General features: G+C 69.8%; 28 protein-coding genes. 16 read left to right on the top strand and 12 right to left on the bottom strand.

What is annotated here, in order from left to right; all coding sequences use genetic code 11:
- The first annotated feature begins 634 nt into the window (after positions 1–634).
- Both AC3EO4_RS28665 and AC3EO4_RS28660 read left to right on the top strand, forming a co-directional pair.
- Entirely contained in the window at positions 635–1,357 is a 723-nt protein-coding gene (locus tag AC3EO4_RS28665; protein WP_379581090.1) for a GntR family transcriptional regulator, read from the top strand.
- 108 nt (positions 1,358–1,465) lie between these two features.
- A complete protein-coding gene (locus tag AC3EO4_RS28660) occupies positions 1,466–2,143 on the top strand; it encodes a JAB domain-containing protein (protein WP_379581089.1) in 678 nt (225 codons plus the stop codon).
- 985 nt (positions 2,144–3,128) lie between these two features.
- Here AC3EO4_RS28660 and AC3EO4_RS28655 read toward each other — a convergent pair.
- A complete protein-coding gene (locus AC3EO4_RS28655) occupies positions 3,129–3,422 on the bottom strand; it encodes a hypothetical protein (RefSeq protein WP_431898674.1) in 294 nt (97 codons plus the stop codon).
- Positions 3,423–3,538: 116 nt separating this feature from the next.
- Here AC3EO4_RS28655 and AC3EO4_RS28650 point away from each other — a divergent pair, with 116 nt between their 5' ends.
- Entirely contained in the window at positions 3,539–4,015 is a 477-nt protein-coding gene (locus tag AC3EO4_RS28650) for a GntR family transcriptional regulator (protein ID WP_431898616.1), read from the top strand.
- 68 nt (positions 4,016–4,083) lie between these two features.
- On the top strand, positions 4,084–4,635 hold the full coding sequence (locus AC3EO4_RS28645; RefSeq protein ID WP_431898615.1) for a winged helix-turn-helix domain-containing protein: 552 nt from the start codon (positions 4,084–4,086) through the stop codon (positions 4,633–4,635).
- A 585-nt stretch (positions 4,636–5,220) separates the two neighbouring features.
- Here the strand turns inward: AC3EO4_RS28645 and AC3EO4_RS28640 are convergent.
- Complete coding sequence (locus AC3EO4_RS28640; RefSeq protein WP_431898614.1) at positions 5,221–5,868, bottom strand: hypothetical protein; 648 nt, start codon at positions 5,866–5,868, stop codon at positions 5,221–5,223.
- 592 nt (positions 5,869–6,460) lie between these two features.
- On the opposite strand from AC3EO4_RS28640, the gene AC3EO4_RS28635 reads away from it, so the two are divergent.
- On the top strand, positions 6,461–6,862 hold the full coding sequence (locus AC3EO4_RS28635) for a hypothetical protein (protein WP_379581084.1): 402 nt from the start codon (positions 6,461–6,463) through the stop codon (positions 6,860–6,862).
- Positions 6,863–7,356: 494 nt separating this feature from the next.
- On the opposite strand, the gene AC3EO4_RS28630 is transcribed toward AC3EO4_RS28635, so the two are convergent.
- Positions 7,357–7,740: an ASCH domain-containing protein gene (locus AC3EO4_RS28630; RefSeq protein WP_431898613.1), complete on the bottom strand. Its 384-nt coding sequence runs from the start codon at positions 7,738–7,740 to the stop codon at positions 7,357–7,359.
- 434 nt (positions 7,741–8,174) lie between these two features.
- Here AC3EO4_RS28630 and AC3EO4_RS28625 point away from each other — a divergent pair, with 434 nt between their 5' ends.
- Complete coding sequence (locus AC3EO4_RS28625; protein WP_379581082.1) at positions 8,175–8,399, top strand: hypothetical protein; 225 nt, start codon at positions 8,175–8,177, stop codon at positions 8,397–8,399.
- 68 nt (positions 8,400–8,467) lie between these two features.
- Here AC3EO4_RS28625 and AC3EO4_RS28620 read toward each other — a convergent pair whose 3' ends face one another.
- On the bottom strand, positions 8,468–9,490 hold the full coding sequence (locus AC3EO4_RS28620; RefSeq protein ID WP_379581081.1) for a hypothetical protein: 1,023 nt from the start codon (positions 9,488–9,490) through the stop codon (positions 8,468–8,470).
- Positions 9,491–9,545: 55 nt separating this feature from the next.
- On the bottom strand, positions 9,546–10,469 hold the full coding sequence (locus tag AC3EO4_RS28615; protein WP_379581080.1) for a DMT family transporter: 924 nt from the start codon (positions 10,467–10,469) through the stop codon (positions 9,546–9,548).
- Between AC3EO4_RS28615 and AC3EO4_RS28610 the strand changes: the two genes are divergently transcribed.
- From AC3EO4_RS28610 to AC3EO4_RS28580, 7 genes are all read left to right on the top strand, one after another.
- Complete coding sequence (locus tag AC3EO4_RS28610) at positions 10,468–11,865, top strand: aminotransferase-like domain-containing protein (RefSeq protein ID WP_431898612.1); 1,398 nt, start codon at positions 10,468–10,470, stop codon at positions 11,863–11,865. The genes AC3EO4_RS28615 and AC3EO4_RS28610 overlap by 2 nt on opposite strands.
- Positions 11,866–12,018: 153 nt before the next feature.
- Positions 12,019–12,627: a GNAT family N-acetyltransferase gene (locus AC3EO4_RS28605; protein WP_379581078.1), complete on the top strand. Its 609-nt coding sequence runs from the start codon at positions 12,019–12,021 to the stop codon at positions 12,625–12,627.
- A complete protein-coding gene (locus AC3EO4_RS28600) occupies positions 12,627–13,502 on the top strand; it encodes a 1,4-dihydroxy-2-naphthoate polyprenyltransferase (RefSeq protein WP_431898611.1) in 876 nt (291 codons plus the stop codon). The genes AC3EO4_RS28605 and AC3EO4_RS28600 overlap by 1 nt, the downstream gene beginning before the upstream one ends.
- Positions 13,503–13,609: 107 nt before the next feature.
- Complete coding sequence (locus tag AC3EO4_RS28595; protein ID WP_379581076.1) at positions 13,610–14,959, top strand: purine-cytosine permease family protein; 1,350 nt, start codon at positions 13,610–13,612, stop codon at positions 14,957–14,959.
- Positions 14,952–16,676 carry an adenine deaminase C-terminal domain-containing protein gene (locus AC3EO4_RS28590; RefSeq protein WP_431898610.1) on the top strand — a complete coding sequence of 575 codons (1,725 nt, stop codon included), beginning with the start codon at positions 14,952–14,954 and terminating at the stop codon, positions 16,674–16,676. The genes AC3EO4_RS28595 and AC3EO4_RS28590 overlap by 8 nt, the downstream gene beginning before the upstream one ends.
- A complete protein-coding gene (locus AC3EO4_RS28585; RefSeq protein ID WP_431898609.1) occupies positions 16,673–17,665 on the top strand; it encodes an adenosine deaminase in 993 nt (330 codons plus the stop codon). The genes AC3EO4_RS28590 and AC3EO4_RS28585 overlap by 4 nt, the downstream gene beginning before the upstream one ends.
- Before the next feature lie 113 nt (positions 17,666–17,778).
- Entirely contained in the window at positions 17,779–18,141 is a 363-nt protein-coding gene (locus tag AC3EO4_RS28580) for a winged helix-turn-helix transcriptional regulator (protein ID WP_431898608.1), read from the top strand.
- 1 nt (position 18,142) lies between these two features.
- Here the strand turns inward: AC3EO4_RS28580 and AC3EO4_RS28575 are convergent, their stop codons facing one another.
- Both AC3EO4_RS28575 and AC3EO4_RS28570 read right to left on the bottom strand, forming a co-directional pair.
- Positions 18,143–18,598, bottom strand: coding sequence for a cupin domain-containing protein (locus AC3EO4_RS28575; protein WP_379581072.1), 456 nt, complete (start codon positions 18,596–18,598; stop codon positions 18,143–18,145).
- A 58-nt stretch (positions 18,599–18,656) separates the two neighbouring features.
- A complete protein-coding gene (locus tag AC3EO4_RS28570) occupies positions 18,657–19,493 on the bottom strand; it encodes an NAD(P)-dependent oxidoreductase (RefSeq protein ID WP_431898607.1) in 837 nt (278 codons plus the stop codon).
- A 126-nt stretch (positions 19,494–19,619) separates the two neighbouring features.
- Here AC3EO4_RS28570 and AC3EO4_RS28565 point away from each other — a divergent pair, with 126 nt between their 5' ends.
- A complete protein-coding gene (locus AC3EO4_RS28565) occupies positions 19,620–20,453 on the top strand; it encodes a helix-turn-helix transcriptional regulator (protein ID WP_431898606.1) in 834 nt (277 codons plus the stop codon).
- A gap of 59 nt (positions 20,454–20,512) precedes the next feature.
- Here the strand turns inward: AC3EO4_RS28565 and AC3EO4_RS28560 are convergent, their stop codons facing one another.
- Positions 20,513–21,406, bottom strand: a complete 894-nt coding sequence (locus AC3EO4_RS28560; RefSeq protein WP_379581069.1) for a LysR family transcriptional regulator — start codon at positions 21,404–21,406, stop codon at positions 20,513–20,515.
- Between the two features lie 96 nt (positions 21,407–21,502).
- Between AC3EO4_RS28560 and AC3EO4_RS28555 the strand changes: the two genes are divergently transcribed.
- Positions 21,503–21,868: a YybH family protein gene (locus AC3EO4_RS28555; RefSeq protein ID WP_431898605.1), complete on the top strand. Its 366-nt coding sequence runs from the start codon at positions 21,503–21,505 to the stop codon at positions 21,866–21,868.
- Positions 21,869–21,902: 34 nt separating this feature from the next.
- Positions 21,903–22,565, top strand: coding sequence for an alpha/beta fold hydrolase (locus AC3EO4_RS28550; protein WP_431898604.1), 663 nt, complete (start codon positions 21,903–21,905; stop codon positions 22,563–22,565).
- Here the strand turns inward: AC3EO4_RS28550 and AC3EO4_RS28545 are convergent.
- From AC3EO4_RS28545 to dapB, 4 genes are all read right to left on the bottom strand, one after another.
- Entirely contained in the window at positions 22,562–24,067 is a 1,506-nt protein-coding gene (locus AC3EO4_RS28545) for a PucR family transcriptional regulator (RefSeq protein WP_431898603.1), read from the bottom strand. The two genes, AC3EO4_RS28550 and AC3EO4_RS28545, sit on opposite strands and share 4 nt — an antisense overlap.
- Complete coding sequence (locus AC3EO4_RS28540; RefSeq protein ID WP_379581065.1) at positions 24,058–24,717, bottom strand: TenA family protein; 660 nt, start codon at positions 24,715–24,717, stop codon at positions 24,058–24,060. Before AC3EO4_RS28540 ends, AC3EO4_RS28545 begins: the two co-directional genes overlap by 10 nt.
- Complete coding sequence (locus AC3EO4_RS28535) at positions 24,714–25,187, bottom strand: GNAT family N-acetyltransferase (RefSeq protein ID WP_379581064.1); 474 nt, start codon at positions 25,185–25,187, stop codon at positions 24,714–24,716. Before AC3EO4_RS28535 ends, AC3EO4_RS28540 begins: the two co-directional genes overlap by 4 nt.
- 120 nt (positions 25,188–25,307) lie before the next feature.
- The gene (gene dapB / locus AC3EO4_RS28530; RefSeq protein WP_379581063.1) at positions 25,308–26,045 is read right to left on the bottom strand and encodes a 4-hydroxy-tetrahydrodipicolinate reductase; all 738 of its coding nucleotides are present in this window, start codon (positions 26,043–26,045) and stop codon (positions 25,308–25,310) included.
- Positions 26,046–26,164: the final 119 nt, after the last annotated feature.

The following is a 26,164-nucleotide window of genomic DNA, read 5'->3' as shown; positions in this document are numbered from 1 at the left end:
GGCTCTCCCGCCCCGGAGCCGCCGGCCCGCCCCTCCCGCGAGCACCTCACCGGCCGCGCGCACCCGTCGCCTCGGGCGAAGACCGGATCAGCGCGTGCCTCCGCTCGCCGCGGATCCCCGGCCCGGCCGGTACGGCAGGCACCCGCGAGGCCACCGTGGTCACCGCCGACCGCCTGTCCATCACGCCGCTGCGGCAGGACTCCGGCGGGCCGCCGTCACGTCGTCCGTCGCTCAGCGTGACCGTTTTCCCGTGGGGAACACCTTTCGCCGGGATGACCTCCCCTTGGGACGCCTTCCGTCGGGGCGCCCGGCCACGCGCGCTCGGTGACGCGTATCCCTGGACAGACCTCAGCCACGTGACCGGGGTGGCGGCGGGGGCGGCTTGCCGTACGAGATGGGCGTTCTGGGCGGGAAGGGCCGCGCATGGAAGAGGTCGCCGATATGTGCTCGGGGGTACACACATCGACGACCTCTACCGGAAAATCGCCGCACCTTACGCCCGCGTTACAGAGATCTCAGAATTATTTTCCGACCTCCCCAAAGTTGGAACTCCAAGTCCATTCGATGACGGTGGGTTACCTGCCGAATACGGCAACATGGGGCAACGCCTCACAGCAACCCCAGGGATGGACTAGTGGCAAGTTCCGATCCGGTCTACCTGCGCGTCGTCGAAGACATTCGACGGCAGATCAACGACGGCACCCTTCCCCCCGGCGCGCCCATCCCCTCACGGGCGCAGCTGACCCGCAAGTATCAGGTCGGCGAGACCGCCGCCCGCCACGCGCTCCGCGTCCTGGCGAGCGAAGGGCTCATCTTCGGTCGGGTGGGTTCGGGACACTACGTCAGGGAGCGCCCGGACCTCGCTCCCCTGCATCGTTGGCGCTTCCATGATCACCAGGCCCCGTTCGCGGCCGACCTGCAGAGCCAGGGCAGGCGCGTCACGTGGGACTGGCACAGCGAACCCGTGGAGGCCACCCCCGAGATCGCCCAGCGCCTCCGCGTCGACGAGTCGACCACCCTCACCAGGACCCACTACGTGTTCCGCGGCGACGGCAAACCCCTCCAGCTCGCCACCTCCTACGAACCGCTCGAGTTCGCCCCCCACTCGGACGAGGAACGGCGCAGCCTGATCGGCCGGCTCTCCTCCTACGGGATCAAGGTGACCGAGATCATCGAGAGCGTGCACACCCGGGTGCCCCGCCCGGCCGAGATCGACGCCCTCGACCTCTCGGCCGGGGTCCACGTCCTGCATCTCAAACGCACCCACTGGGCGGGCGAACGTCCCGTGGAGACGAGCGACATCGTGGTCCCCGGCGACCGCTTCGAAATCGTCTACAGCATGGCCGTGCACCTGTAGGCCCGTCGTACCCGGGCGACACCCGGGCGGTGCCTCCCTCGCGCCGCCCGGCCCGGATTTGTCGGTGCCCGTTGATAAACCTGCAGGGTGCCGATCCGGAGGTGTCGATTGCGCGTCAAGGACTTGCCCGTCACCGACCGCCCGCGCGAGCGCCTGCTCGCCAGCGGTGCCGCGGCGCTGGCCGACAGGGAGTTGCTCGCCCTCCTCCTCGGCCACGGCACCAGGGAGAGCGACGCCGTCGACCTCGCCGCCCAGCTCATCGCCCACTGCGGCGATCTCGGCGAGCTGGCCCGCTCCGACGCCCACCGCCTCCTCGCCGTCCGCGGCGTCGGCCCTGCCAAGGCGGCCCGCATCGCCGCCGCCTTCCATCTCGTACGGCGAGCGCAGCAGGGCCCCGCCCGCGCCAGGATCACCTCGTCGGGCGATCTGGCCTCCGAGGCCGCGCCGTTCCTCCGCGGGCATCCCCGCGAGCGCCTCGTGGTCGTGATCTGCGACCCACGCGGCTCCGTCCTGCGCCGCGCCCTCATGACCGAGGGCGGCGCCGACCACACACCCGCCCCCATCCGCGAGATCATCACGACGGTGCTCACGTCGAGCGGCGCCGCGTTCGGCGTGGCCCACAACCATCCGAGTGGCTCCCTCGACCCCAGCGAATCGGACCTGGCCACCACCCGACGCCTCGCGGAGGCGGCCGACACGGTGGGGCTCCGCTTCCTCGACCACGTGATCGTCACCGACACCGCCTGGCGCCGCATCCCCCTACCCCAGCAGCCGGAAGCTCGCTAGAAGGCGGAGCCGCCGGCCGAACGCCCGAGGGGCCTCCGGGGACCTCACCCGAACCCGGAAACCCATCGACCCGTTCGCCCAGCGGACGACCACATCGTGCTCGGGCCTGGTGCACCCGGGTGGTCCCGGGCGATGAGGCGCAGGACCACCCGCCCGGCGCCTCCTGCGGCGGGCCCATGCCGGCGCCCGACCCGCCGGAGCGGCCTCGGCGGGGTGGTGACAGACACCGGTGACGACACCCCCGCCGAGACCGAGCACCTCGGGCAGCGAGCGAACATCCCACCCGAGGCACGATCCGAACCAGCACCCAGGTGGCCCCGCCGTCCAACGACGGGACCACCCTCGCACTGACTCCGGCAGGCCGCGCCTGACCCACCGGAGCCGACCTCCCGCAGAGGCGAGTGAGCAAAGGGGATAACCCCCACGGGAGACCCAGCACCCCCGGCAAGAGCCGCTGACTCCTGCCTGAGGCCGTCCAGGTGGTTCCGCAGCGCAGTACGGGACCACTGCCGGCAGGCAGGAGCCCACCTGCCGGAAATGGCCTGTCGCGAGGACGTGGGATCGCGAAACCCCGCGAGAGGCCGAGCGCCTCGGGCGGACGAGAGGACCACCCGCCCGAGGCACGACTGATGCCCAGAACCTGAGGTGGTCCCGCGCGACCCGGGCGCGGGACCGACCCCTACCGTCTCCGGAGGGCCGGGCCCAGCCCTCCGAAGTGGCCTCTCGCGGAAGCGACGAACATGGGATGACCCCCGCGAGAGGCCGAGCACCTCAGGGCGGCAGGGCACCACGCCTGAGGTACGACCACGATGGCCGCGGGACCCGCTTCAGTCCCATCGGCCGCGATGAACGCCGCCCTCGGACAGGCCGAGCATGGGCATCCACCATCCCCACGACTGCGTTCCTGACCGATGGCGTCCGCGCCGGGGTCGCTGTCGCGCGCCCGCCAGGTACGCGCGCCACGCCACCACCCGCCAGAACATGATCACCGCGCCTCCCCACGAAGCAGGCGCTCCCACAACCCCTCCACCTCGGCGCAACGCATCCACGGCGACTCGTGCACCACGGTCACGTCTCCTCCTCGGCTCAGGCGTCTGATGAACATGAGTCCTGCCGCCTGACACAGTTCGTAGAACACGGGCACGCAATCGCAGGTGTAGGACTTCACTCGCACTCGATCGGCTCGTGGCACCTCTATCGCCCAGTCGATCGGCTCGTACGCGTCCGTCAGTTGGGCGACGTGCCGACTGACGCAGACGACCTCTTCCCAGCCGTCCATCTTCACGCGAGAACAATACGTCTGGTCGTATCTCAATGTCTAGTGAGACGCAATGACTTGTCTAATCAGACGTAGCGTTATGCAACACCTGGTACCCGTTCGCCTAGCTTTCGTATGTGCTCGACTACGACGGAGACACTCACCTCTATCTGCAGATCGCCGAGATCATCAGGCAGCGCATCGACGGCCTGTCGGCGGGCCACCCCGTGCCGAGCGAAACCGATATCCAGAAGGAGTTCGGGGTGGCGAGGACGACTGCCCGCCGCGCCATTCACGTACTTCGCGAGGAAGGGCTCATCTACACCGTCCAAGGCGAAGGCACATTCGTCGGCAACCCGGGCGAAGCACCACGCAGCCCCCGAAAAAGCCCATTGTTCAGGCAGATCGCCGGCGACATCGAGGAGCGCATCAGGAGCGGCCAGTTGCAGCCCCGCCGACCGATTCCCGGCGAGACCGCCTTGGTACAGGAGTACGAAGTCGCTCGCGAGACGGTACGCCGCGCCATGGCGCTCCTCCGCGAGCAGGGCTGGATCTATACGGTCCCCGCGCGCGGAAGCTTCGTATCGCCACAGGAGTCGTGGCCCCAGACCTGACTTCACTCGACTGCTTGTATCGAAGCGTCTATTCTACGTCTGTGCTTGACCGAGACGGACCCGTACCTTTGTACAGGCAGATAGCCGACAGCCTGCGCGAGCGGATCGCCAGTGGCGCACTGTGCGGTGGCGACGCCGTCCCCAGCGAGACCATGCTGCAGACCGAGTTCGGCGTCGCACGAGCGACGGCCCGACGAGTGGCCCAGCAACTCAGGGAGTGGGGCCTGGCCCACACGGTCCAAGGGGAAGGGACGTTCGTGGGTGAGCCCGGCGTCCCGCACAAGCGGAGAAACCTCCCGCTCTACGAGGCGATCGCCGTCGAGGTCGCCCGGCGGATCAGGTCCGGCGAACTGCGTCCGAACACGTCCATCCCCAGCGAGAAACAGCTGATGAGGCAGTTCGGAGTCGCGAAGGTGACCGCCAGGGAGGCGGTAGCCAGGCTCCGTGAGCAGGGCATGGTCTTCACTGTCCCGTACAGGGGGAGCTATGTCTCGCCGGCGGAATCCTGGCCGCCTCCTGACGGCGGGGCAGGGGCTTCTGAAGCACAGCCGCCGGTAGTCAGAGGACGGGACGACGTCGACTCGATCAGTCCCCGCCATGCCCGTCAGCGGCCGGTGTGACCAGGTCGCGCACCAGCCGGGCACAAGGCGCACCCTGAGCCGGTCGCTTCTGGGCCACGCCTTGGGCGTCGACGTCTGCGACACGTCAGAGACGGCGTCCTGGACGGCGTGGGACCGTCTCAGCCCCCTCTGCGCCGCGCCACCGTCGGTGAGTGAAACCCGTCCGTCCATGGCACGTGGCAGACGTTCCCGGCTACTGCGCATGATGGCTGGGGGGCATGTCCGGCTGAGATCCGCCTGCCGGCGCTCGGCTGCCTGGCCCGGGTCTGCGTATCCGTCTCCCGCGTGCGGGCCGTCTGGGGCCGCCTTCCGGCTCGCCGCCTGCGGGCGGTAGGCCTGCGGGGACGGCTCGCCGCCTTAGGGCGGGCACGGCCGGTCGGGGCGTCGCCCGGCTCGCGTGAAAGCGGGGCGGGCACGCCGGTTGGGGCGGCTACGGGATCAGGGGTGGACGTGAAACAGCCCTGACCTCGGCTGGCGCCGAGGTCAGGGCGTCTGTCCGGCGGCTTGGATGCCAGGCCTCCGGTGGTGCGGTCACCGCCGGTCGTCCAGACCTGGACCCGTCCGGCGCGGTCACCGCTGGTGTCCTTACTTGGGTGACAGCACGCGTCCGTGGAAGGTCGGGTGGACGGTCTCCCAGTACCTCCAGCCCTCGACCCTGGACGGGACGTTGGCGATACCGGTGGCGACCCTGTTCACCCTGCAGTCCTCGAACTGCCGCCAGGCGGAGAAGCCCACGCGGTAGCCGAAGACGCGGTACCACAGGTTGCCGTACTTGCCCTTGCTGACCTCGTGGGTGTAGTCGTGGCCGGCCTCGACGACGTGCTCCTCGGCAATCAGCGGGTTCACATTGTTTGCCAGAGCGCGCACCAGCTCCTGCCGGTCGAACGTCGTGGTGATGTCGCTGGCCTTGATCCGCTCGATCTCGATCTCGAAGTACACGCGGTGCTGGCGCCTGACGGTGGCCGTCATCGTGCCACCAGGGCCGTCGACGAAGCGGGTGCGAGGGATGAAGAAGTTCCTCGGCCTGAAGTTGTGGAACCTGAAGAAGGCCCTGGGCCGGCACTTCCTATGAGCCTCGCGCCTCAGCGAGGGGCGGTTGCGGGGATTGGGGTCGGACGCCTCGACCTCCGAGGAGTCGAACTGGTCCTCCGTAACCGGGGACGCGAGGGCGGCCGAGCACAGGCTGGCGCCGAGGACCACGGAGACGGATCCCGCCAGAGCCAGGTTCGCCATCCTGCGCAGCGGCCTCTGTCGCGTCGGCAGCGTAGGTGTGACGGTGACATCTGTTCGGGGATATGGCGTGAACATAGAAATACCGTTCCTCTCGGAACGCGGCCCGTGGCCGCGACTAACTCGCTGGCCGGTTTACGGCCGAATGCTCGTTCGCTGAGTGACTCAACGTAACAATAAGGATGCTTACAGTCGTCGAGGGCTGTCTTGTGACGCCACGCCACGCCGGAGTCCCCTAAAAAGGGAAAGTGCCGGTGAAAGGTGTCTACAGCGCTCCGCTGCCGTTCTGGCCAGATATGGCTTGCGCGTGCGCGAGAGTGCCTGTCGCGCCGCCCGCATCGAAGCCGCCGGCCAGGTAAAGAGCGCGTCTGCAGTACCGCCCGGGTAAAGGGCGGTCCACACCGTGACGCTTGTCGGAACATTGCCATCAGAACGTCACGCACGCCCCGAGTCGGTACAGGAGCTCCCCGCGCGGAGGCGTGGCGAAATATCACATTAAGTAGCGCCTATGTCGCTCTATATGGCGAGAGGGTAATCCGATCGGCTGAAGGCTTTGAGTTTCCCTAGGCGACCGCCGAAGCCCTCGTTCATTAGCGTGGGAATCTGGTTCAACGTTGAATCGATGCCAGGCGCGATGCCGGTTCCGCTGCTCTATCAGCCCGCGCATCGCCAGGACGCCACTGATTCACACACCATGGAGTCATCCGTCATGATCAAGATCAGGAACGCTCTCGCGGTCGGGGCGATCGGGGCCTCAGTCCTCGTCGTGCCGGTGACGATGCCGACACAGCTCGCCAGTGCCGTGAGCGTGGCCGGGACACTCTCGGCCGCGCCCGTTCTCGCCTCCTCGGCCGGTCCCTGCGAATTCGCCAGCAACCCTTCCAAGTGCCGTTCCATGCTGGGCTACAGCCACGGCAACGGCATGGGCAGCGGCGGTCTCGGCGACAGCCTCGACGACAGCATCACCAGTCGCCGAAACGGCAGGGGCAACGACTGACGCTTCGCGTCCTCGGAGGCTGACAGAAAGGCCCTCCCCGGCCCGCCCGCCTGGACAGCCAGGAGTGGACTCCGCAGGTTCGAGAACCACGGCGGCCTCGCGTGGCCGTTCGACCGCGGCGGCTCGACACCGATACCCGGACCGCACCGCCCGGTCAGCGCCTCGATCCGGAGGCGGACGGCAACCGCACCCAGAGAGGGCCCTACCACCACCTTCGGCAGGCGCGTGGCGTACTCGCACAGCGCCTGCCGAAGCCATGGCACCCGTGACAGTGGAACCATCGATCGGATGCTCACCTGATCCAGCCCTTGGCATCGGCCCAGGGCATCCTGAAGATCAGCGGCCGGTCCGGTCCCGCGTGCCTTGAGGTGCCTGTCCAACATCCTCGACATACCGGATCGCCCTCGGGCCGCACCCGCGCCACAGCGCGACGCGCGTGGAATCACAAGGGTGCCGTCCGGGGGCCGCGTCGCGTCCGGGGACCCTGACCGGCCTCAGGATCCGGAGGCCACGCCCTCCGAGGCCGGACGGCTGTCGCCGTCGATCAGGCGGAAGGACATGCAGACGACTTCGGTGGTGTCGTGGACCTCGTAACCTGCGTCGGTCCAGAAGCGGCGATGGGCCTCGCCCCAGTGGTCGACCGAACGGTAACCCTCACCCTCCGAGTCGGCGAACTCCCAGGTCACCTCGTTGAAAGGGACGACCGTGACCGCCGTGACCTCGACCTCGGCCAGCTGTCCGCCGTTGTCGTCGACGAGGGCCAGACGTTCTCCGACGTGCTCGAGCTCCTCGTTCTCCGCTCGGTAGTCGTACTCCAGCAGGCCCGCCGTGCCGGTCTTGGCTTTGGACATGACCAGGTCGTTCAGCCAGGTGCGCATGTCACCTGGGGTTCCGAGACCCAGAATCCTGAGCCCGTCGATTCGCCCCCACATGATCCGCAGCCTACCCGGGCCCGGCGACCAAGATCCCGATTCCGACACACCGGTCGCGCCGGCCCCTGGACCCCGGATGACCGGGACGACAACTCATCCGCATCGCAGCGACTTGACGGAACATTGCCATCCCGGTCCGGCGTCCGCCCGAGTGGCCGCAGGGGCTCCCGACACAAGGCCATGACCACATATCGCTCTAAGTAATGAAATATCGCTCTACGTGGCGAAAGGGTAATATGCCCGACTCAAGGCTTTGAGGTTCCTTTGGCGACCGCCGGAGCCCTCGCTGGCTAGCGTGGACATCGACGCCGAACGCGATGCGGCGCCCCTGTGACCCTGGCCTCGTCCGGGGCGCGGCTGATCCACCCCTGGAGTCGTCAATGACCAAGATCAGAAACGTTCTCGCGGCCGGGGCGATGGGAGCCTCGGTACTCATCGCGCCCGTGACGATGCCGGCCCAGTTCGCCAGTGCCGAAACCGTGACGGGGACGCCCTCGACCACGTCTCTCACGTCCGTGAACGGCCCCTGCGACGACAAGCCGAACCCGGACAAGTGCCGCGCCCGGCTCGGCGACAACCACGGCGACGGAGGCGGCGGCTACTAGGGCCAGGAGAGCAGCCCTCCCGGCCCGCGTCCCATGGACAGCCGGGAAGGGCTTTCGCGCGCCGGGGCTCAGAAGACAGGGATGATGTCCTCGGGGTCGATGAAGTCGACAGGGACGCCCTCGATGTCCAGCTCGGGAATCGCGGGGAACTCGATCCCCCACCGTTCCACGATCGCTCGCACCCTGGCCATCGCCACGCGCCAGTTCTCCGCCTGCTCCTCGTACGACAGCACGCCAAGCCCCGCCGTACGCGCGTGGTCCATCAGCACCCGGTGGTTGGCGAGGAAGTACGGCGGCAGGTCCCAGAACCCCTCGGGCGGCTCCCACAGGATCATCGACAGGAAGACGAAGCCCGCCCGTAGCTGCCGGGTGATGAGGGAGCGGACGTCGTCGGTGAGGCCCGGCCACTCGTTCTCCAGGATCGTCATGCAGATCTGCAGATGCCGGGACTCGTCCCTGCCGATGCGCTGGAACATCTCACCGAACACGGGGTGCCGCGTACCCGACGCCATCCCCCTGAACAGCGTCGAGGCCGCCATCTCCCCCATCATGAACGACGTGAACAGCACCGGGAGCGAGTACTTCCCCACCGCCGCGGTGTAGCCGTTCCAGTAGCGCCCGCCGTTGTGGTACAGCCAGCCGATGTTGTTGTGGGCGGCCTTCTCCAGGTCGGTGACGGGGGTCCAGTCGAGGGGGCCGCCGGGCCACAGCTTGGCGATGGTGCGCTGGCAGCACTCCTCGTGGTTCATCTCGTCCCTGGTGATCGAGAAGAAGCACTTGCGGACCGGGTCCTCCTCGTGTTTCTCGAACGCCTGGATGGTCGCGCGGGCGAACACCGCCGGCCCCGAGGCGTCGAAGTTGGCGAGGACGGCGAACCAGTACATGATCCCCAGACGCTGCTCGACGGTGAAGTCGTCAGGGGAGAGCCCGTCCCATGGCAGGTCGGCGGGGTTCCAGACCATGCGCTTGGACTTCTCGTAGATAGCCGCCAGCTTCTCGGTCTCGACCCGCCACTCCATCGGATAGATGTTCGGCTGGGGGATCTCGGGCGCTGGCCAGAATCCGCCTTCGGGGATCGTGAGGTCGGCCATGATTTGTGACACCTCCTGCCCCCATCCTGCGCTGAGGTGTCACGTCTTTCAAGCACTATGTACGGCTCCGCTGCGTAACCGCCACGCAGACCAGGACGGCGAGCGCGCCGAGCACGGTGGCCACGCCGTACCGCTCCCCCATGAGCAGCCACGCCCACACCAGGGTCAGCAGCGGCTGGGTGAGCTGGGTCTGTCCCGCGCGGGCGATGCCGCCCTGGGCGAGACCCGCGTACCAGGGGACGAATCCGAGGAACATCGAGATGATCCCGACGTAGAGGAACCCGCCGACCGACGCGGGAGAGAGCACGATGGGCGTGGCGAGACCCAGCGCGACGGACACGGGCAGCGTCACGGGGAGCGAGATCACCAGGGCGTAGGAGATGACCTGCCATCCGGGCGTGGTGCGGGCCAGCCGGCCGCCCTCGGTGTAGCCCATGGCCGCCGACAGCAGCGCGGCGATCAGCAGGACGTCCGCGAGGGACACGCTTCCGCCGCCCTGGGAGACGGTGAAGACGGTGATCGCGACGGCTCCGGCCGTACAGGCGGCCCAGAACAGCGGGCGCGGGCGCTCGCCCGCGCGCCAGACGGCGAACGCGGCGGTCGCGGCGGGCAGCAGGCCGATCACCACGGCGGAATGGGCGGTGCTGGCGCCCAGGTGGAGCGCCAGGCCGCTGAAGACGGGGAAGCCGAAGACCACGCCCAGAGAGATGATCGCGTAGGAGCCCCACTGGGCGCGCGGCGGCACCAGCGGCAGGCGGGCGGCCTTGAGACAGGCCATCGCGACGAGCCCGGCCAGCAGCGCTCGCCCGATCGCCACCAGCCACGGGTCGAAGCCGCGCATCGCGAACACGGTGGCGGGAAAGGAGCCGGAGAAGGCGAGCACGCCGAGAAAGGCCAGGAGGGTGCCGCGCCGCGCGTGCTGGAGAGGGGCAGGAACCGTTACTCCAGCGGCGACGATAGCGCTATTGTTATCTCTCATGAAAGACGATAGCAGTATCGCCCAGGTCGCCGCGATGCTGCGCGAGGAGATCGCGGCGAGGCAGCCGGGAGACCGCCTGCCGTCCAGCCGCGAGCTGATGCGGCGCCACGGGGTCAGTCCCGTGACCGTGTCGAGGGCGATCGGGCAGCTCGCCGCCGAGGGAAGGGTCATCACCAAGCCGGGAAGCGGCGCCTTCGTCGCCCCACGGCCGACGCCGCTGAGGGAGGTCCCCGACCTCTCCTGGCAGACGGTGGCGCTCGGCGACAGGGTGATCGACGACTCGGGCGTCACGGCGCTGCTCACCGCGCCTCCCGAGGACGTGATCCCGCTGACCGGCGGATACCTCAACGCCGCGATGCGCCCCGACAGGCAGCTGTCCGCGGCCGCGTCGCGGGCGGTCAAGCGCCTGGACGCGTGGGCGGCGCCACCACTGACGGGCGTCGCCGAGCTGCGCGGCTGGTTCGCCAGGCAGGCGGGCGGCGAGGTGACCGCGGCCGACGCGCTGATCGTCAGCGGCGGGCAGGCCGCGCTCAGCCACGCCTTCCGCGCGCTGGCCGCCCCCGGCACGACCATGCTGATGGAGACGCCCACCTATCCCGGGGCGATGGCGGCGGCCAAGGCCGCTGGGCTGCGGACGGCGGCGGTGCCGATGGACGCGGACGGGGTCCTGCCCGACCTGCTGGCCGAGGCGTTCGCGGTGACGGGCGCGCGGGTCTTCTACTGCCAGCCGACGCTGCACAATCCGACGGGCGCGACGCTCACGGGCGAGCGCAGAGAGCAGGTGCTCCAGGTCGCCAGGGCGCACAACGCGTTCGTGATCGAGGACGACTACGCCCGCTACCTGACCGATCGCGCCCCCACCCCGATGGTCGCTCTCGACCGCTACGGCACGGTCGTCCACGTCAGCTCGCTCACCAAGATCCTCGCGCCCAGCCTGCGCCTGGCCGCCGTGATCGCCAGAGGGCCCGCCGCCCAGCGGCTGAGGGCCGGACAGCTCGTGGAGTCGTTCTTCGTGGCCAGGCCCCTGCAGGAGACGGCGCTGGAGTTCGTCAGCTCGCCCGCGTGGCCCCGCCATCTGGCCGCGGTCCACGCCGAGCTGGCCACGCGGCGCGCGGCGCTCCTCGCCGCCCTGGCCGCCCTGCTGCCGGACGCCGAGCCGCACCTGCTGCCGCGCGGCGGCAAGCACGTGTGGGTACGGCTGCCGCCGCACGTCGACGAGGCCGCGCTGGTCGAGGAGGCGCGTAGGAACGGGGTCCAGGTGAGTCCTGGCCGCATCTACTACCCCGCCGAGCCGCCGGGTCCCCGCCTGCGGCTCACCCACAGCGCCGCCGTCCACGTGGCGGAGCTGACCGAGGGAGTACGGCGGCTGGCCGACGCCTACGCCCGGTTGAGCTGATCAAGCGTTTACGATGGTGTCCCGTAACCGGACGAACACCCGCGCTTATCGAGCCAGGCGTCATCGCGAGCCCCGAATCACCGATACGGTGTAACACGTGCCCTCGAGATCCTCCGGTCGCGGGCACAACGGCAGGCGAAGGAGCGGGCCGAGATGGCAGACGTAGGCGTCCGGGCGGCCCGGCGCGAGGATGTGCTCCAGGTTGCGAACACTCAGATCCGCGCCTGGCGCTACGGCTATCGGGACTTCCTGCCCGAGGGACCTCTTGAGCAGATGACGGGTCCCGCGGCCGAGAAGATGTGGCTGCGCCAGTGGGACGAGGCGATCGTCGCGCCGCCCACGCGCATGCACCGCGTCCTCGTGGCCGTGGAGACCATCCTCGACACCGAGGGCTTTCCCGCTCTCGGTCTCGGCGGCGCCAACGCCCCCGCCACCCCGCGCGGCGGCGAGCGGGTGGTCGGCCTGGCCTCCCACGCCCCCGCCGAGGACCCCGACCTCGACCCGACGGTGACGGCCGAGATGCTGACGCTGCTGGTCGACCCGGACTTCGTCCGGCGCGGCCACGGCAGCCGCCTGCTCAACGCGACCGTCGACTACCTCCGCGAGGACGGCTTCCGTCAGATCGTCACCTGGGTGTTCGCCGAGAACTACGCGATGCTCGGCTTCCTGGAGTCGGCGGGCTGGGGCGAGGACATGGCCGAACGCGTGCTGGACATGGGCCGTCCGATCCGGATGGTCAGGCTCACGACGGACATCAGCTGATGGCGACTCTCAACCAGTGGGTGGCGGGCGCACGCCCCCGAACCCTGCCCAACGCGGTCGTGCCCGTCGTGGTCGGCACGGGCGTCGCGATAGGCGAGGGCAGCCCGATCTGGTGGCGCGCCGTCGTGGCGCTGCTGGTGGCGCTGCTCCTGCAGATCGGCGTCAACTACGCCAACGACTACAGCGACGGCATCAGGGGCACCGACGACCAGCGGGTGGGCCCGATGCGCCTGATCGGCTCCGGCGTGGCGGCGCCACGCCAGGTGCTGGCCGCCGCGCTCGGCTGCTTCGCCGCGGCCGCCGTCGCCGGCCTGACGCTGGTGGTCGCCACGCAGGCCTGGTGGGTGCTGCTGGTCGGCGCGGCGGCGATCGCCGCCGCCTGGTTCTACACCGGCGGCAAGCGCCCTTACGGCTACCGCGCGCTCGGCGAGGCCGCCGTCTTCGTCTTCTTCGGCCCCGTCCCCGTGATGGGCACCGCCTTCGTCCAGACAGGGCACCTGTCGTGGGTGGCGCTGGCCGCCTCCATCCCGATCGGCCTGCTGTCGTGCTCGATGCTCGTCATCAACAACCTGCGCGACGTCGTCACCGACGGCCCCGCGGGCAAGCGCACGCTGGCCGTGGTGCTGGGCGCCGAGCGCACCAGGGTGATGTACACGGTGTGCCTGGTCGCCCCGCTCGTGATCCCGCTGCTGCTGATCCCGTTCACGCCGTTCGCCGCGCTGCCGGTGCTCGCCGCGCCGCTGGCGATCGGCCCGGTCAAGACCGTCCGGTCGGGCGCCACCGGCCCCGCGCTCATCGGCGTCCTGCAGGCCACGGGCAAGCTGCAGATGGCCTACGGCCTGCTGTTCGCCGTCGGCCTGGCGATCACCTTGTAGGCGGATACAAACCGGCGAGCCGATCTCGTATGCGCGCATAAGCGCCCTGGTCAAACCCGCCTGGTTCACTGAATCCGGATATTCAGTGACTCCGGAAGGGACCGTCCATGGAGCAACGCGGGATCGAGCTGGTTCCTGCGGCGGAACGGTACGGCCGTCCTCGCGACCTGCTCTTCCTCTGGGCAGGCACGACGACGACCGTGTTCACCGTGGTCTACGGCACGATCGTGGTCGCGATGGGGCTGAGCTTCTGGCAGGCCGTCGCGGCCATCGTCATCGGCAACCTGCTGGCCTTCCCGCTGGTCGGGTTCAGCAGCATCCAGGGGATGCAGCAGGGCACGTCCACGATGGCGATCTCCCGCGCCGCCTACGGCAACAAGGGCGCCCGCGTGCTCGGCTTCTTCGGCTGGCTGAACATGGTCGGCTTCGAGGCGGGCGGCATGGTGATGATCACCCTGGCCGGGCTGACGCTGCTGGAGCAGGCGGGCGTCCAGAGCGACGGCCTCGGGCTGAAGGTGGCCATCGTGCTGGTCGCCGCACTCATCCAGCTCATCCTGCCGCTGATCGGGCACTCCGCCGTCATGAAGGCGCAGAAGTACCTCACCTGGGTGTTCCTGGTCATGTTCGTGATCATGGCGATCCTGGTCGCGCCCAAGGCGAACCTGTCGGCCGCCGGGTCGGCGGACTTCTCGACGTTCACGCTGGCGGTCATGCTGGTGATGTCGGGCGGCGGTCTGTCGTGGGCGCCTCTCGGCGGCGACTACTCCCGCTACCTCCCCGTCGACTCCTCCAGGAAGGCGGTGTTCGGCTACGCGTTCCTGGGCGGCTTCGTGCCGTACCTGCTGCTCATGGTGCTGGGAGCGGCCGTCGCGACGGTCGTGACCAACGCCAGCGACCCGATCTCCGGCCTGCCGGGAGCGCTGCCGTCCTGGTTCGTCGTGCCGTACCTGCTGCTGACGGTCGTCACGCTCTTCGCCGCCAACACCACCGACCTCTACTCCTCGGGACTGAACCTGCAGGCCGCGGGGATCAACGTCAAGCGGTGGCTGGCGGTCGTCCTCGACCTGATCCTGTGCGTGATCATCACCTTCGTCGCGATCACCTCCGACTCGTTCAACACGATGCTGAACGCCTTCCTCGGCCTGCTGGTGATCTGGCTGGCGCCGTGGGCGGGCGTGTACGTCACCGACTGGCTGCGCCGCAGGGGCCGCTACGACGCCGCGTCGCTCTTCGACGAGCACGCGCCCGGCCAGGTCCGCTGGTCCGGCCTCGTCGCCCAGGCCTTCGGCATGGTGGCCGCCGCGCTCTGGCTGAACTCCAGCGTGTTCGTCGGCTGGGTGTCCGGCGCGACCGGCGGCTCCGACTTCAGCATCTTCGCCGGCTTCGTCGTCGCCGGAATCGTCTACGCCGCCCTGGACCGCCGTCCGGTCCCCGTCAAGGAGCTCGCCCATGCATGACCTGCTCGACGTCGCCTACGGCCGCAGGCCCGCCGACACGATCATCACCAACGGCACGCTCGTCAACGTGCTGACCGGCGAGCTCTACCCCGCCGAGATCGGCATCAGCGGCGACAGGATCGCCGCCGTGGGTCCCTCCCTCGAGCGCGGCCCGCTGACCGAGATCATCGACGCGCGCGGCGGCTTCCTCGTGCCCGGCCTCATCGACGGTCACCTGCACATCGAGTGCAGCAAGCTGTCCGTGACCAGCTTCGCCAACCTGGTCGTCCCCTTCGGCACCACCAGCGTGGTCTCGGGCCTCGACCAGATCCTCGTGGCCGAGGGCCTCGACGGGGTACGGCAGGCGCTGAACGAGGCGGCCGCCACCAGCATGCGGATCTGGTGGGGCGCCCCCGCCAAGGCCCCCTACACCGTCCCGCAGTCGACCGTCGGCCACACCTTCGGCCCCGCCGAGCACCGCGTCGCCCACGAATGGCCTGAGTGCGTGGGCATCTGGGAGACCGTGCAGGAGATGGTCGAGCACGGCGACCCCGCCGTGATGGAGGCGCTCGAACTCGCCCACAACCGGCGGCTGCCGATCTTCGGCTGCGCGCCGCTGTCGGACGCCCGCCGTATCGCCGGGCTGGCCGCCGCGGGCATCAGGCTCGACCACGAGTCCTACAGCCACGAGGAGATGCTGGAGAAGCTCCGCCAGGGCATCTACGCGATCGTCCGCGAGTCGTCCGTCGCGCACTTCCTGCAGGAGAACATCCAGGTGGTCGCCAAGGTCGGCGCGCGCCGCGTCGCGTTCTGCACCGACGACGTCCACGCGGCCGACGTGCTGGCGGGCGGGCACATGGACAAGCTGGTCAGGATGGCGATCAAGGCGGGCGTGGACCCCGTCACCGCGATCCAGATGGCCACGGTCAACTGCGCCGAGATGTACCGCATCGACGACCTGGTCGGCAGCATCGCGCCGGGCCGCTTCGCCGACGTGCTGATCGTGGACTCCCTCGAGGACTTCACGATCAGGGAGGTGGTCGCGGGAGGCCGCCTGGTGGCCAGGGGCGGGGCCATGGTCGTGCCCGCCGTACCGCCTGCCAGGGGTGAGGTGCGGCCCTTCCCCGTGCGCGAGGTCACCGCCGACGACCTGGCGCTGCGCTCGGACGCCGACGAGGTCACCGTACTCACGCTCGAGTTCACCGAGCAGGTCTTCGTGCGCAGGCGGCGCGACGTCACGCTTCCCGTCGTCGACGGCGTCGTCGAGCCGTCCGTCGAACACGACGCGCTGCTGGTCACCGTCGTCGAGCGGTACGGCAAGACGGGCAACAGGCCCGTCGCCATGGTCAGCGGGATGGGCCTGCGCAAGGGGGCCATCGCCACCAGCGCCGCGCCCGACGACAACAACATCATCTGCGTGGGCGCCTCCCGCTCCGACATGGCGCTGGCGATCAACACCGTCTCGGCGATGGGCGGCGGTCAGGTCGTCGTCGTCGACGGCGCCGTCGTGGAGTCGCTGCCGCTGCCCGTCGCGGGCATCGTGTCCGACCTCCCTGCCGCCGAGATGGCGGTGCTGGAGGAGCGGCTCGACGATGTGGCACGCTCGCTGGGGTGCGCGTTGCCGGCGCCGCTGATGTACCTGTTCTTCCTGTCCATCACCGCCATCCCCGACTACGCGGTCACCGACCTCGGTCTGGTCGACTGCGTCAACCTCGAGATCGTGGAGGTCATCCGTTGAACGACTTCATCGCCGGGCTGCCGAAGTGCGAGCTCCACCTGCACATCGAGGGCACCCTCGAGCCGGAGCTCAAGTTCGAGCTGGCCCGGCGCAACGGCATCGCGCTGCCGTACGCGTCGGTGGAGGAGATGCGCGCGGCCTACGCCTTCGACGACCTGCCGTCCTTCCTCGGCGTCTACTACGAGGGCATGGGCGTGCTCCGCACCGAGCCCGACTTCTACGACCTGGCCATGGCGTACCTGCGCAAGGCAGCCTCGCAGAACGTCCGCTACGCCGAGATCTTCTTCGATCCGCAGGCGCACACCTCTCGCGGCGTCCCGTTCGACGTGGTGATCCGCGGCCTGCGCAGGGCGCTCATGGACGGCCACGCCCAGCTCGGCGTCCGCGCCCAGCTCATCATGTGCTTCCTGCGCGACTTCCAGGCCGAGTACGCCATGGCGACGCTGCTGGAGTCGCTGCCGTACAAGGAGTGGATCGTCGGCGTCGGCCTCGACTCCGACGAGAAGGGCAACCCGCCCGTCAAGTTCGCCGAGGTGTACGCGCGGGCCAGGCAGGAGGGTTACCTGCTGACCATGCACTGCGACGTCGACCAGGAGAACTCCGTAGAGCACATCCGGCAGTGCCTCGATGAGATCGGCGTCGACAGGATCGACCACGGCGTCAACATCCTGGAGGACCCCGAGCTGGTGCAGCGGGTCATCGACAAGGGGATCGGGCTGACGTGCTGCCCGATCTCCAACTCCATCGTCACGGACTCGATGAAGGCCACGGGGATCAGGAAGCTGCTGGATCTGGGGGTGCGGGTCACGATCAACTCCGACGATCCGGCGTACTTCCCCGGATACGTGCAGGAGAACCTGCAGGCTCTGGAGCTGTCGCGGGAGGAGCTGCTGCAGGTGCAGCGGAACGCCTTCGAGATCACGTGGCTGCCCCGGCACGTGAAGGACGGATACCTCGCCGAGCTCGAGGAGTACGCCGCCCGGTCCTGACGGCGCCTCGCGGGCTCGGCATCGCGCGATGTGATCGACAACCTCGGCGGCCGCGGATAGGTTACGTCGAGTAAGAGGGTTCCTGTCCGGAACCATCGCGGTTGGAGATCACCATGGGCGTCCTCGACCACACTCCGGCGGCGTGCCGGGCTCGCGAGATCCTCGACCGGGTGGGCGGCAAGTGGTCGCTGTCCGTGATCTCCCAGCTCGGCGCGGAGACGAAGCGGTTCACCGAGCTCAGCCGCGGCATCGAAGGCGTCAGCCATCGGATGCTGACCGTCACCCTGCGCGACCTGGAGCGCGACGGCATCGTCTCCAGGAGGGTCTACCCGGTCGTGCCGCCCCGCGTCGAGTACGCGCTCACGCCGCTGGGCCGTACCCTTCTCGACCTCGTCGGCGGGCTCGTCACCTGGGCGGAGGGCCACCTCGACGAGATCGACGCGGCCCGAGCCGCCTACGACGCCCGCGCCGAGTGAGTCAGCGGCCCAGGTAGGCGCGGAAGTCGATGATGGACGGGGGCGGCACCGGCTCGCTCTCGGTGCCCGGTGCCGGGCTCCGCTCCAGCAGCCGGGTGCCGACCACGGAGCCCGCGAACACGGCGTGGAGCCGTACCGTCCCGCCTGACGTGTTCCGGAACCCGTGGGAGACGCCCGCCGGCACCAGGATCACCGCCCCCGGCCCCACCGGCTGCCACTCCCCGTCGTAGAACGCCTCGGCCTCGCCCTCGTCGACGATGAGGACCTCCTCGTTCGTGTGCACGTGCACCGGGATGATCTCGTCAGGCGCGAGGAGCTCGAAGTTCAGGACCATGTCCTTGACGTGGCGGCCGTCGGGCCGGGCCGGATCCATCACCAACGAGTGCAGCGAGTTCGGCTTGTAGTTGTGCGGATCTTCGGGAAAGGGCCTGTAGTCCAGGCGAGTGACGATGCTCATGGCAGAAGTCTGAGCCCGGACGCGCTCCGCAGGTAGATCGCACTTTTTCGGAACCTTCTCACACCGGGGTAACCGCCACGGTGCTCCAGTCGTCCTGCCCGTGCCCCTGGGCCACCGCGGCCGAGAACACCGACAGCACGCTGTCCAGGATCGGGTGCGCGCCGCTCTGACCCATGCGGGCGGCGTAGTCCAGGTCCTTGCGCGCCCACTCGGCCGAGAAGTTGATCGGCTCGGGCGGGGCGATCACGCTCTGCCACGCCATCTCGGTGATGACCCCGCCGGGCCTGTCGACCAGGGCCCTTCCCACCTGCTCACGGTCCAGGCCCACGGCCGTGGCCAGCTTGAGCGCCTCCCCGAAGGCCGCCATGTGGGTCGCCTGAAGGGCGTTGAGCACCAGTTTGAACCTGGTTCCCGCGCCGACGGGTCCGAAGTGCCTGACCTCCTTGGAGATCGCCGCCAGAGCGTCCTCCAGCGTCGCGGGCATGGCGGGGTCGCCACCCGCGAGCATGACCAGGTTTCCGGTCCTGGCACCGGCCGCACCCCCGGTGACCGGCATGTCGTAGAAGGTCAGCTCGCGCTCGGCGCATGCGGCCGCCAGTTCCGCCACCCAGTCCACGGACAGGGTCGCCGAGGAAACGAGCACCGTGCCCGGCCCGGCGCCTGCCAGGATCCCGTCAGCGCCCAGCCACACCTGCCTGGAGGAGTCGTCGTCCGCGGTGACCTCGAAGACCACCTCGGCGCTCGTGGCCGCCTCGGCGGGGGTGGCGACCTCCGTCAGCCCACCCGCGCGACCCGGAGTCCTGTTCCACACCACGACCTCGTGTCCGTGCGCGACCAGGTTGGCGGCGATGCCGCTGCCCATGATCCCCAGCCCGACCACTGCGACTTTCGTCATCACGTCTCTCCTCGTTCTTCGGTACGGCAACAGTCTGCGCCCCGCCGGCGGGACGAGGCAGACCTGCCGAAGGGGTGCCCTGGCAGGGCACCCCACACAGGACCGGCCGGGCGGCATACTCGACGGGTGAGTGGTTTGGGAGAGTTTCTGCGTTCGCGGCGGGCCAGGGTGTCGCCGCAGGAGGCCGGGCTGCCTGCGACGACGGGCCGCCGCCGTACCGAGGGGCTGCGCAGGGAGGAGGTGGCGATGCTCGCGGGGGTGAGCATCGAGTACTACACCCGGCTGGAGCAGGGCAAGCAGAACAACCCCGGCAGACCGGTGCTGGAGGCCGTCGCAGGGGTGCTGCGTCTGGACGAGGACGAACGGCGGCACCTGTTCGAGCTGGCCCGCCTGCCGGTGGAGGCGACCGCTCCGGCGAGGCCCTCACGCGGGATCCGGGCGGAGGTCCGCCGCCTCCTGGACATCATCAGGCCGTACCCGGCCTATGTCCTCAGCCGCGCCAACGATCTGCTGGCCGCCAACGAGCAGGGGATGAAGCTGCTGCCCGGCATCGAGCAGTGGCCCGCGGCGGCGAGGAACACCGCCAGGTACACCTTCCTGCACCCCGACGCCAGGCGGGTCTACGGCAACTGGGAGGAGGTCGCGGCGGCGACCGTCGCCCATCTGCGGGCCGCCGCGGGCGCGCACCCCGACGCCGAGGAGCTGACCGGGCTGATCGATGAGTTGTCGGTGAAGAGCGGCGAGTTCGCGGGGCTGTGGGAGCGGTATGACGTGCGGGCCAGGACCAACGGGCGCAAGCGCTTCCAGCATCCAGTCGTCGGGCGGATGACGTTGAGCTACGAGGTGCTGACCGTGGCCCGCAGCGAGGGGCACCGGCTCGTGGTGTACCAGGCCGAACCCGGCACGCCCGACCACGACGCGATGATGCTGCTCGGCCTCGCGACCGCGGCGCCGTCCTGAACCAGCCCGAAGGGGACCGCCCCTGAGGCACGGCCGTCTCGGAGCACGCTCCGCGCACGTCACCTGCCGGGGTCGGCCTGGGTGAACGCCTGACGGCCGTGCACGAGCAGTTCGCGGACGGCGGGGCTGTGCCCGCCCTTCCAGACCAGGGCCAGCAGGGCGGGCGCCTCGACGTCGTCGATCGTGAAGGCCGTGAGCCGGTCGCGATACCGGGCGGCCATCGAGTCGCTGAGGATCGCGACGCCGAGCCCCCGGGCTGCGAGGTCGGCGATGGCGTCCGCGGCGCTGGCCTGCAACGCGATGGCCGGCTGGAGGCCCTGTGCCGCGCAGGCCTGGTCGAAGACGGTGCGCAGGCCGGTGCCCGGTGGCATGCACACGATCGGGTGGGCGCCCAGATCGCGCAGCGTCACTCGCGGCCGTGCGGCCAGGGGATGCCCGGGCGGGACCGCCACGACGAGCCGCTCGCTGATGATCGTCATCGAGTCGAGCCCGTCGGGGGTGGCGGTCGCCGTCCCGACGAGAGCCAGGTCGAGGGCGCCGGCGCGCACCCCCTCGACGAGCCGGTCGGAGTTGTCCTCCAGCAGCGAGAGCTCCACCCCCGGGTGTGCCCGGTGGAACGCGGCCAGGGCGTCGAACAGCGGCGTGATGGTGCAGCCGATGACCATCCCGATCGTGAGCCTGCCCCGGATCAGGTCGGCCACCTCCCCCACCGACTGCCCGACGGCTCCCGCGGCGGCGAGCGCGGCGCGGGCGTGCTGGAGCGCGGCCTTCCCCGCGACGGTGAGCGTGGCGTTGCGCGCCGACCTGTCGAACAGCTCGGCGCCGAGTTCGCGTTCCAGCCGGCGGATCTGCGCGCTGACGCCGGACTGGCTGATGTGCACCCGCTCGGCCGCCCGGGTGAAGTTCTGCTCCTCGGCGACCGCGACGAAGTACTCCAGCTGCCTCAGCTCCATAACTGTTGATTCTAGTTTCCATCAGAACCAGCTGTTGGACTTCTGGACCAGAGGGTGGCGAGACTGGGAGGCGCAAGCCCACCTCAGGAGGAAGTCATGCCGGAGTACGAGAAGGCCATGCGGCCCGAGGACATCACCCGCCTGTTCGTCGAACGGTCCAACGCCGGCGACGCGGAAGGAGTCGCCGCCCTCTACGAGGAGGAGGCGGTGCTGGCCTACCCGCCCGGCAGCCAGACCGTGGGCAGGCAGGCGATCCGCGCGCTGTGGGAGAAGGTGCTGGCCGGCCGTCCCCGCTTCGAGCCTGAACAGCCGCTCCCGACGTTGGTCAGCGGCGACATCGCCCTCACCTCGACCCCGCCCAAGGACGGGGCCGGCGCCCGAGCCCAGGTCGTCAGGCGCCAGCCCGACGGAAGCTGGCTGCGCCTGCTCGACCAGCCCGAATTCGTCCCACCCGCCCGTTGACACCCGCCCGCCCCGACGATCGAGGAGTGTGATCGTGGCGACGTTCGTTCTCGTTCCCGGCATGTGCCATGGCGGCTGGAGTTACGAGCCGCTCACCGAACGGCTACGGCAGCGCGGTCACCGCGTGTACCCGCTGACACTGACCGGACTCAGCGAGCGCGGCCACCTGCTGAACGCGGGAGTGAACCTCGAAACGCACGTCCAGGACGTGGTCGGCGTGCTCGAGGTCGAGAACGTCGAGGACGCGGTGCTGGTCGGCCACAGCTACGGCGGCATGGTGATCACCGGGGCCGCGGACCGTGTCCCCGAGCGGGTCGGCTCCCTGGTCTACCTGGACGCCGTCGTGCCGCGGCACGGCGACTCCTGCTGGACCCTCGTCTCCGACCAGGAGCGCGCCTGGTACATGGACGTGACGGACAGCGGCCACGCCGTACGGCCGCTGCCGTTCTTCGACCCGCGGGCCACCCCCCACCCGCTCGCCTCGCTGCTCCAGCCGATCCAGCTCAGCGACGACCTCGGCCGGTTCCGGCGCAGGGACTACGTCTACGCGGCCGGATGGGCGGGCGAGTCGCCGTTCACCCCCGTCTACCAGCGGCTGCGCGACGACCCGACGTGGACGACACACGCGCTGGACAGCAGGCACAACCTCATGCGGGACGCGCCCGACGAGCTGCTGAAGATCCTTCTCAACGGCTAGCGCATCCGCAGGGCGAGCAGGAAGTCCACGCGTTCGTCCCACGAGTTCAGGGACCGGCCGGTCAGCTCCTCGATCCGCTTCAACCGGTAGCGCAGCGTGTTGACGTGCACGTGCAACCGGTCGGCCGTCGCCGACCACGATCCCGACTCATCGAGGAACGTCTCCAGCGTCTCCAGCAGGTCCGTCTGGTTGGTCGCGTCGTAGGCCTCCAGCCGCCCCAGCAGCCGGGCCCTGAACGAGCGGCGCAGCGGGTCGGGGATCGCCGCCAGCAGCGTCCGGTGCGAGCTGACGTCGTCGCCGGTGACCACGCTGACCCTGTCCGCGCCGAGCGAGGCGAGGGAGCGGGCGTGCCTGGCCTCCTCGATCAGCCCGCTCAGCCCGGCGGGACCCGTCGTGACGCTGCTGACGCCGAGCGCGATGCGTTCCTCTCCCAGGCCCGCTTCGAGGATCCGCGCGCCCTTCACCAGGTGCTCGGTCAGCTCGGCCGCGCTGTTGCCCGCGAGAGGGACCAGCGCGACGGCCTCCTCCCCCGAGGCGGTCACGATGCCGGGGGCCAGGGGGCGGAGCAGCTCGTCGAGTACGGCGACGCCCGTCTCGGGCCCCCCGGCCGTGAGCGCGACGACCAGCAACCCGTGCTCGGTCTCCACGTGGAGGGTGTGGAGGCGGGAGACGACTCCCGGCAGGGAGGCGTCGCCCGACTCCAGCAGCCGCAGGAGCTGGTCCAGGACGCGGCGTTCGATGCGCTGGGCGGCTTCCAGCCGCGAGCGTTCGAGCGCGACGAGGGCGGCCAGCTCGACCAGGACGTCTTCGCTGTCGCCCGGCACGCCCTCCCCTCTGTAGGCGAGGAACCAGTTGGCGATCCGGTGGGGGGCGCCCTTGCTGATCGGGAAGACCGACAGGCGATCGAGCATGCCGGGCAGGAAACGCGCGGTCAGGAACGTGTGAGCGAGGCGGGCGCGCGAGTCCTCGTCGAGCGGCTGCGAGCCGACGATCACGCGTCCGGTCGGCGACATCACCCAGCAGGGCACGTCGAGCTCACCCGCGACGGCGTCGACCAGCTTGGTGAGGCTGCCGCCGTCCACCAGGGTGCTGGCCAGGCGCCTGCGCCCGCCGTACGGCCTGCGGGGAGTGGCGCCGAGCTCGGCGATCAGCGCTCGCAGGACGTGCTCGGTGACCCGGCTGAACGGCACGTCCACCGGCAGCGTCAGCAACGGGAGCCCCGCGGCGGCGCAGGCGTCCAGAAGGTCGGACGGCGGCACCTTCAGCCCCGTGCCGCAGACGAGCGCCGCCACCTCGCCCAGCCTGTGCACGAACGCGGTGGACGAATCGGCGCCGGTGTGCCAGGTCAGCTCCGTCAGCACCAGCTCACCGGGCTTGACGAAGCGCGACGGGTCGGGCAGGTCCGTGGTGGCGACGCCGCGCACCCTGCGGTCGAGCAGGTCGTGCCCGGTCAGCACCTTCAGTGCGAGGTGGTCGTCGCGGACGAGGTCCCTCAGCCGCATGGCCAGCTCTCCTGGCGCCACGCCGCGTCCCAGAACATCCACTCGTAACGGGCGGTGGTGACCGCCCGCTCCACCAGCCGTTCGCGCTCGTCCGCGGTCAGGGAGAGGCCGTCGAGCAGGTCGAGCACCCCGGCGACGGTGTCCTGGTAGTCCTCGCCGCCGTAGGTCTCGATCCACCACGCGTAGAGCGGGTCGGGCGAGGAGTCGGCCAGCAGCTTCTCCCCCACGCGGGCATAGATCCAGTAGCAGGGCACGATCGCGCCGAGCGCCTCGGGAAACGTGCCGAGCGAGCACGTCCGCACCAGGTACGAGGCGTAGCCGACGGTGGTCGGCCCGGCGGGCGACTTCAGCGCCTCGGCCACGTCGAGCCCGAACGCGGCCAGCAGCTCGACCACCAGGCTGTGCTCCACCTCGACGGTCCTGGCCGCGTCGGCGGCGAACCTGTGCACGGCGGCCGGCTGCGGCGACCTGGCGGCACAGGCGGCCAGGGCTCTGGCGTAGTCGGGCAGGAAGTGCGCCTCCTGCATGACGTAGTGGCGGAAGGCCTCGCGCGGGAGCGACCCGTCGGTCAGTCCTTCGAGGAAGGGATGCCGCAGGATCTGGCGGTAGATGCCGTCCATCGCCCGCCACAGTTCATCGCGAAACCTCACACTACGGGACGGTACATCACTATCCGTGGTGCGAGTTCGATGCCGAGCTCACGCTCGTGCTCGACGATGGCCCTCAGCTCGGGGCCCGGGTCGTCCATGACCGCGAACCCGTGCCGCTCGTACCACGGCCCGTTCCACGGCACGTCCCTGAACGTCGTCAGCGTCACGCCCGGCGCGCCCACGGCCAGCGCGTGGTCGATCACGGCCGACATCAGCCTGCCGCCGATCCCCTGCCGCATGCTGTCGGGGTGGACGGCGAGCTGGTCCAGGTGCACGTTCCCGTCCACCATGCTGATCATGGCGAAGCCCCTGCCCTCGACAAGCACTCTGCTCGGGTCGTCGCACTCCTCGATCATCGTCGTCCCGGGCGGGAAAACGATTCCGACCTGCGCGAACAGCCCGTCGGCCGCCCTCTCCACGTCGGCCAGGCCCGACAGTTCCCCCTTGTCCGCCCAACGCACCACCGACACGCACGCACCTTTCAGAGAATGCTCGAGTTTGGCATTAGTGTGATGATCGAGCCCGGCCGTGCGGGGCCGGAATCCCCTCCACAGAATGTGCCCATGCCTCGGCATGGGCACATTCACTTCTCACAGGTCGAGAAGGGGTTCCAGGCCCACGGTGAGGCCGGGCAGTTCGGCGATCCTGCGCACGCCCAGCAGCACGCCGGGGGTGAACGAGGCGCGGTTCATCGTGTCGTGCCGCATGGTCAGGATCTCGCCGTTGCCACCGAGCAGCACCTCCTGGTGGGCGATCAGCCCGGCCAGCCGCACCGCGTGGACGTGGACGCCGTTGACGTCGGCGCCGCGCGCCCCGTCCAGCTCCGAGCTGGTCGCGTCGGGCATCGGCCCCATCCCCGCCTTCGCGCGCGCCTCGGCCACCAGCTCGGCGGTACGGCGGGCGGTGCCCGAGGGGGCGTCGGCCTTGTTCGGGTGATGCAGCTCGACGATCTCGACCGAGTCGAAGTACTTGGCCGCCTGCTGGGCGAAGTGCATCATCAGCACGGCCGCGATGCCGAAGTTCGGCGCGATGAGGCAGTTGGTGCCGGGGAAGCGCTCCAGCCAGCCGCGCACGGTGGCCAGCCGCCCCTCGTCGAACCCGGTGGTGCCGACCACCGGGTGGATGCCGTGGGAGATGGCCCACTCCAGGTTGCCCATGACCACGTCGGGATGGGTGAAGTCGACGACCACCTGCGCGCCCTGCAGCGACTCGATCGGATCGTCTCTGTCGATCGCCGCCACGAGCTCCAGGTCACCTGCCGCCTCGACGGCCTTGCACACCTCGACGCCGACCCTGCCGCGCGCCCCGAGCACACCCACTCTAATCACGCCCCCCACCATAGCGGGGTCACGCCCGGTTCATCCTGTACGGCGAGCCGGCCCCGGCGTGACGGCGGGCACCGGAGTCCCGCTGGAGTGGCGTGGAAAGCGGAAGGCCACCGGGTGAC

The organism is Nonomuraea sp. bgisy101, assembly GCF_057708945.1.
The sequence above is the reverse complement of the archived record's forward strand: the minus strand, read 5'-3'. Positions and strand labels throughout refer to the sequence as shown.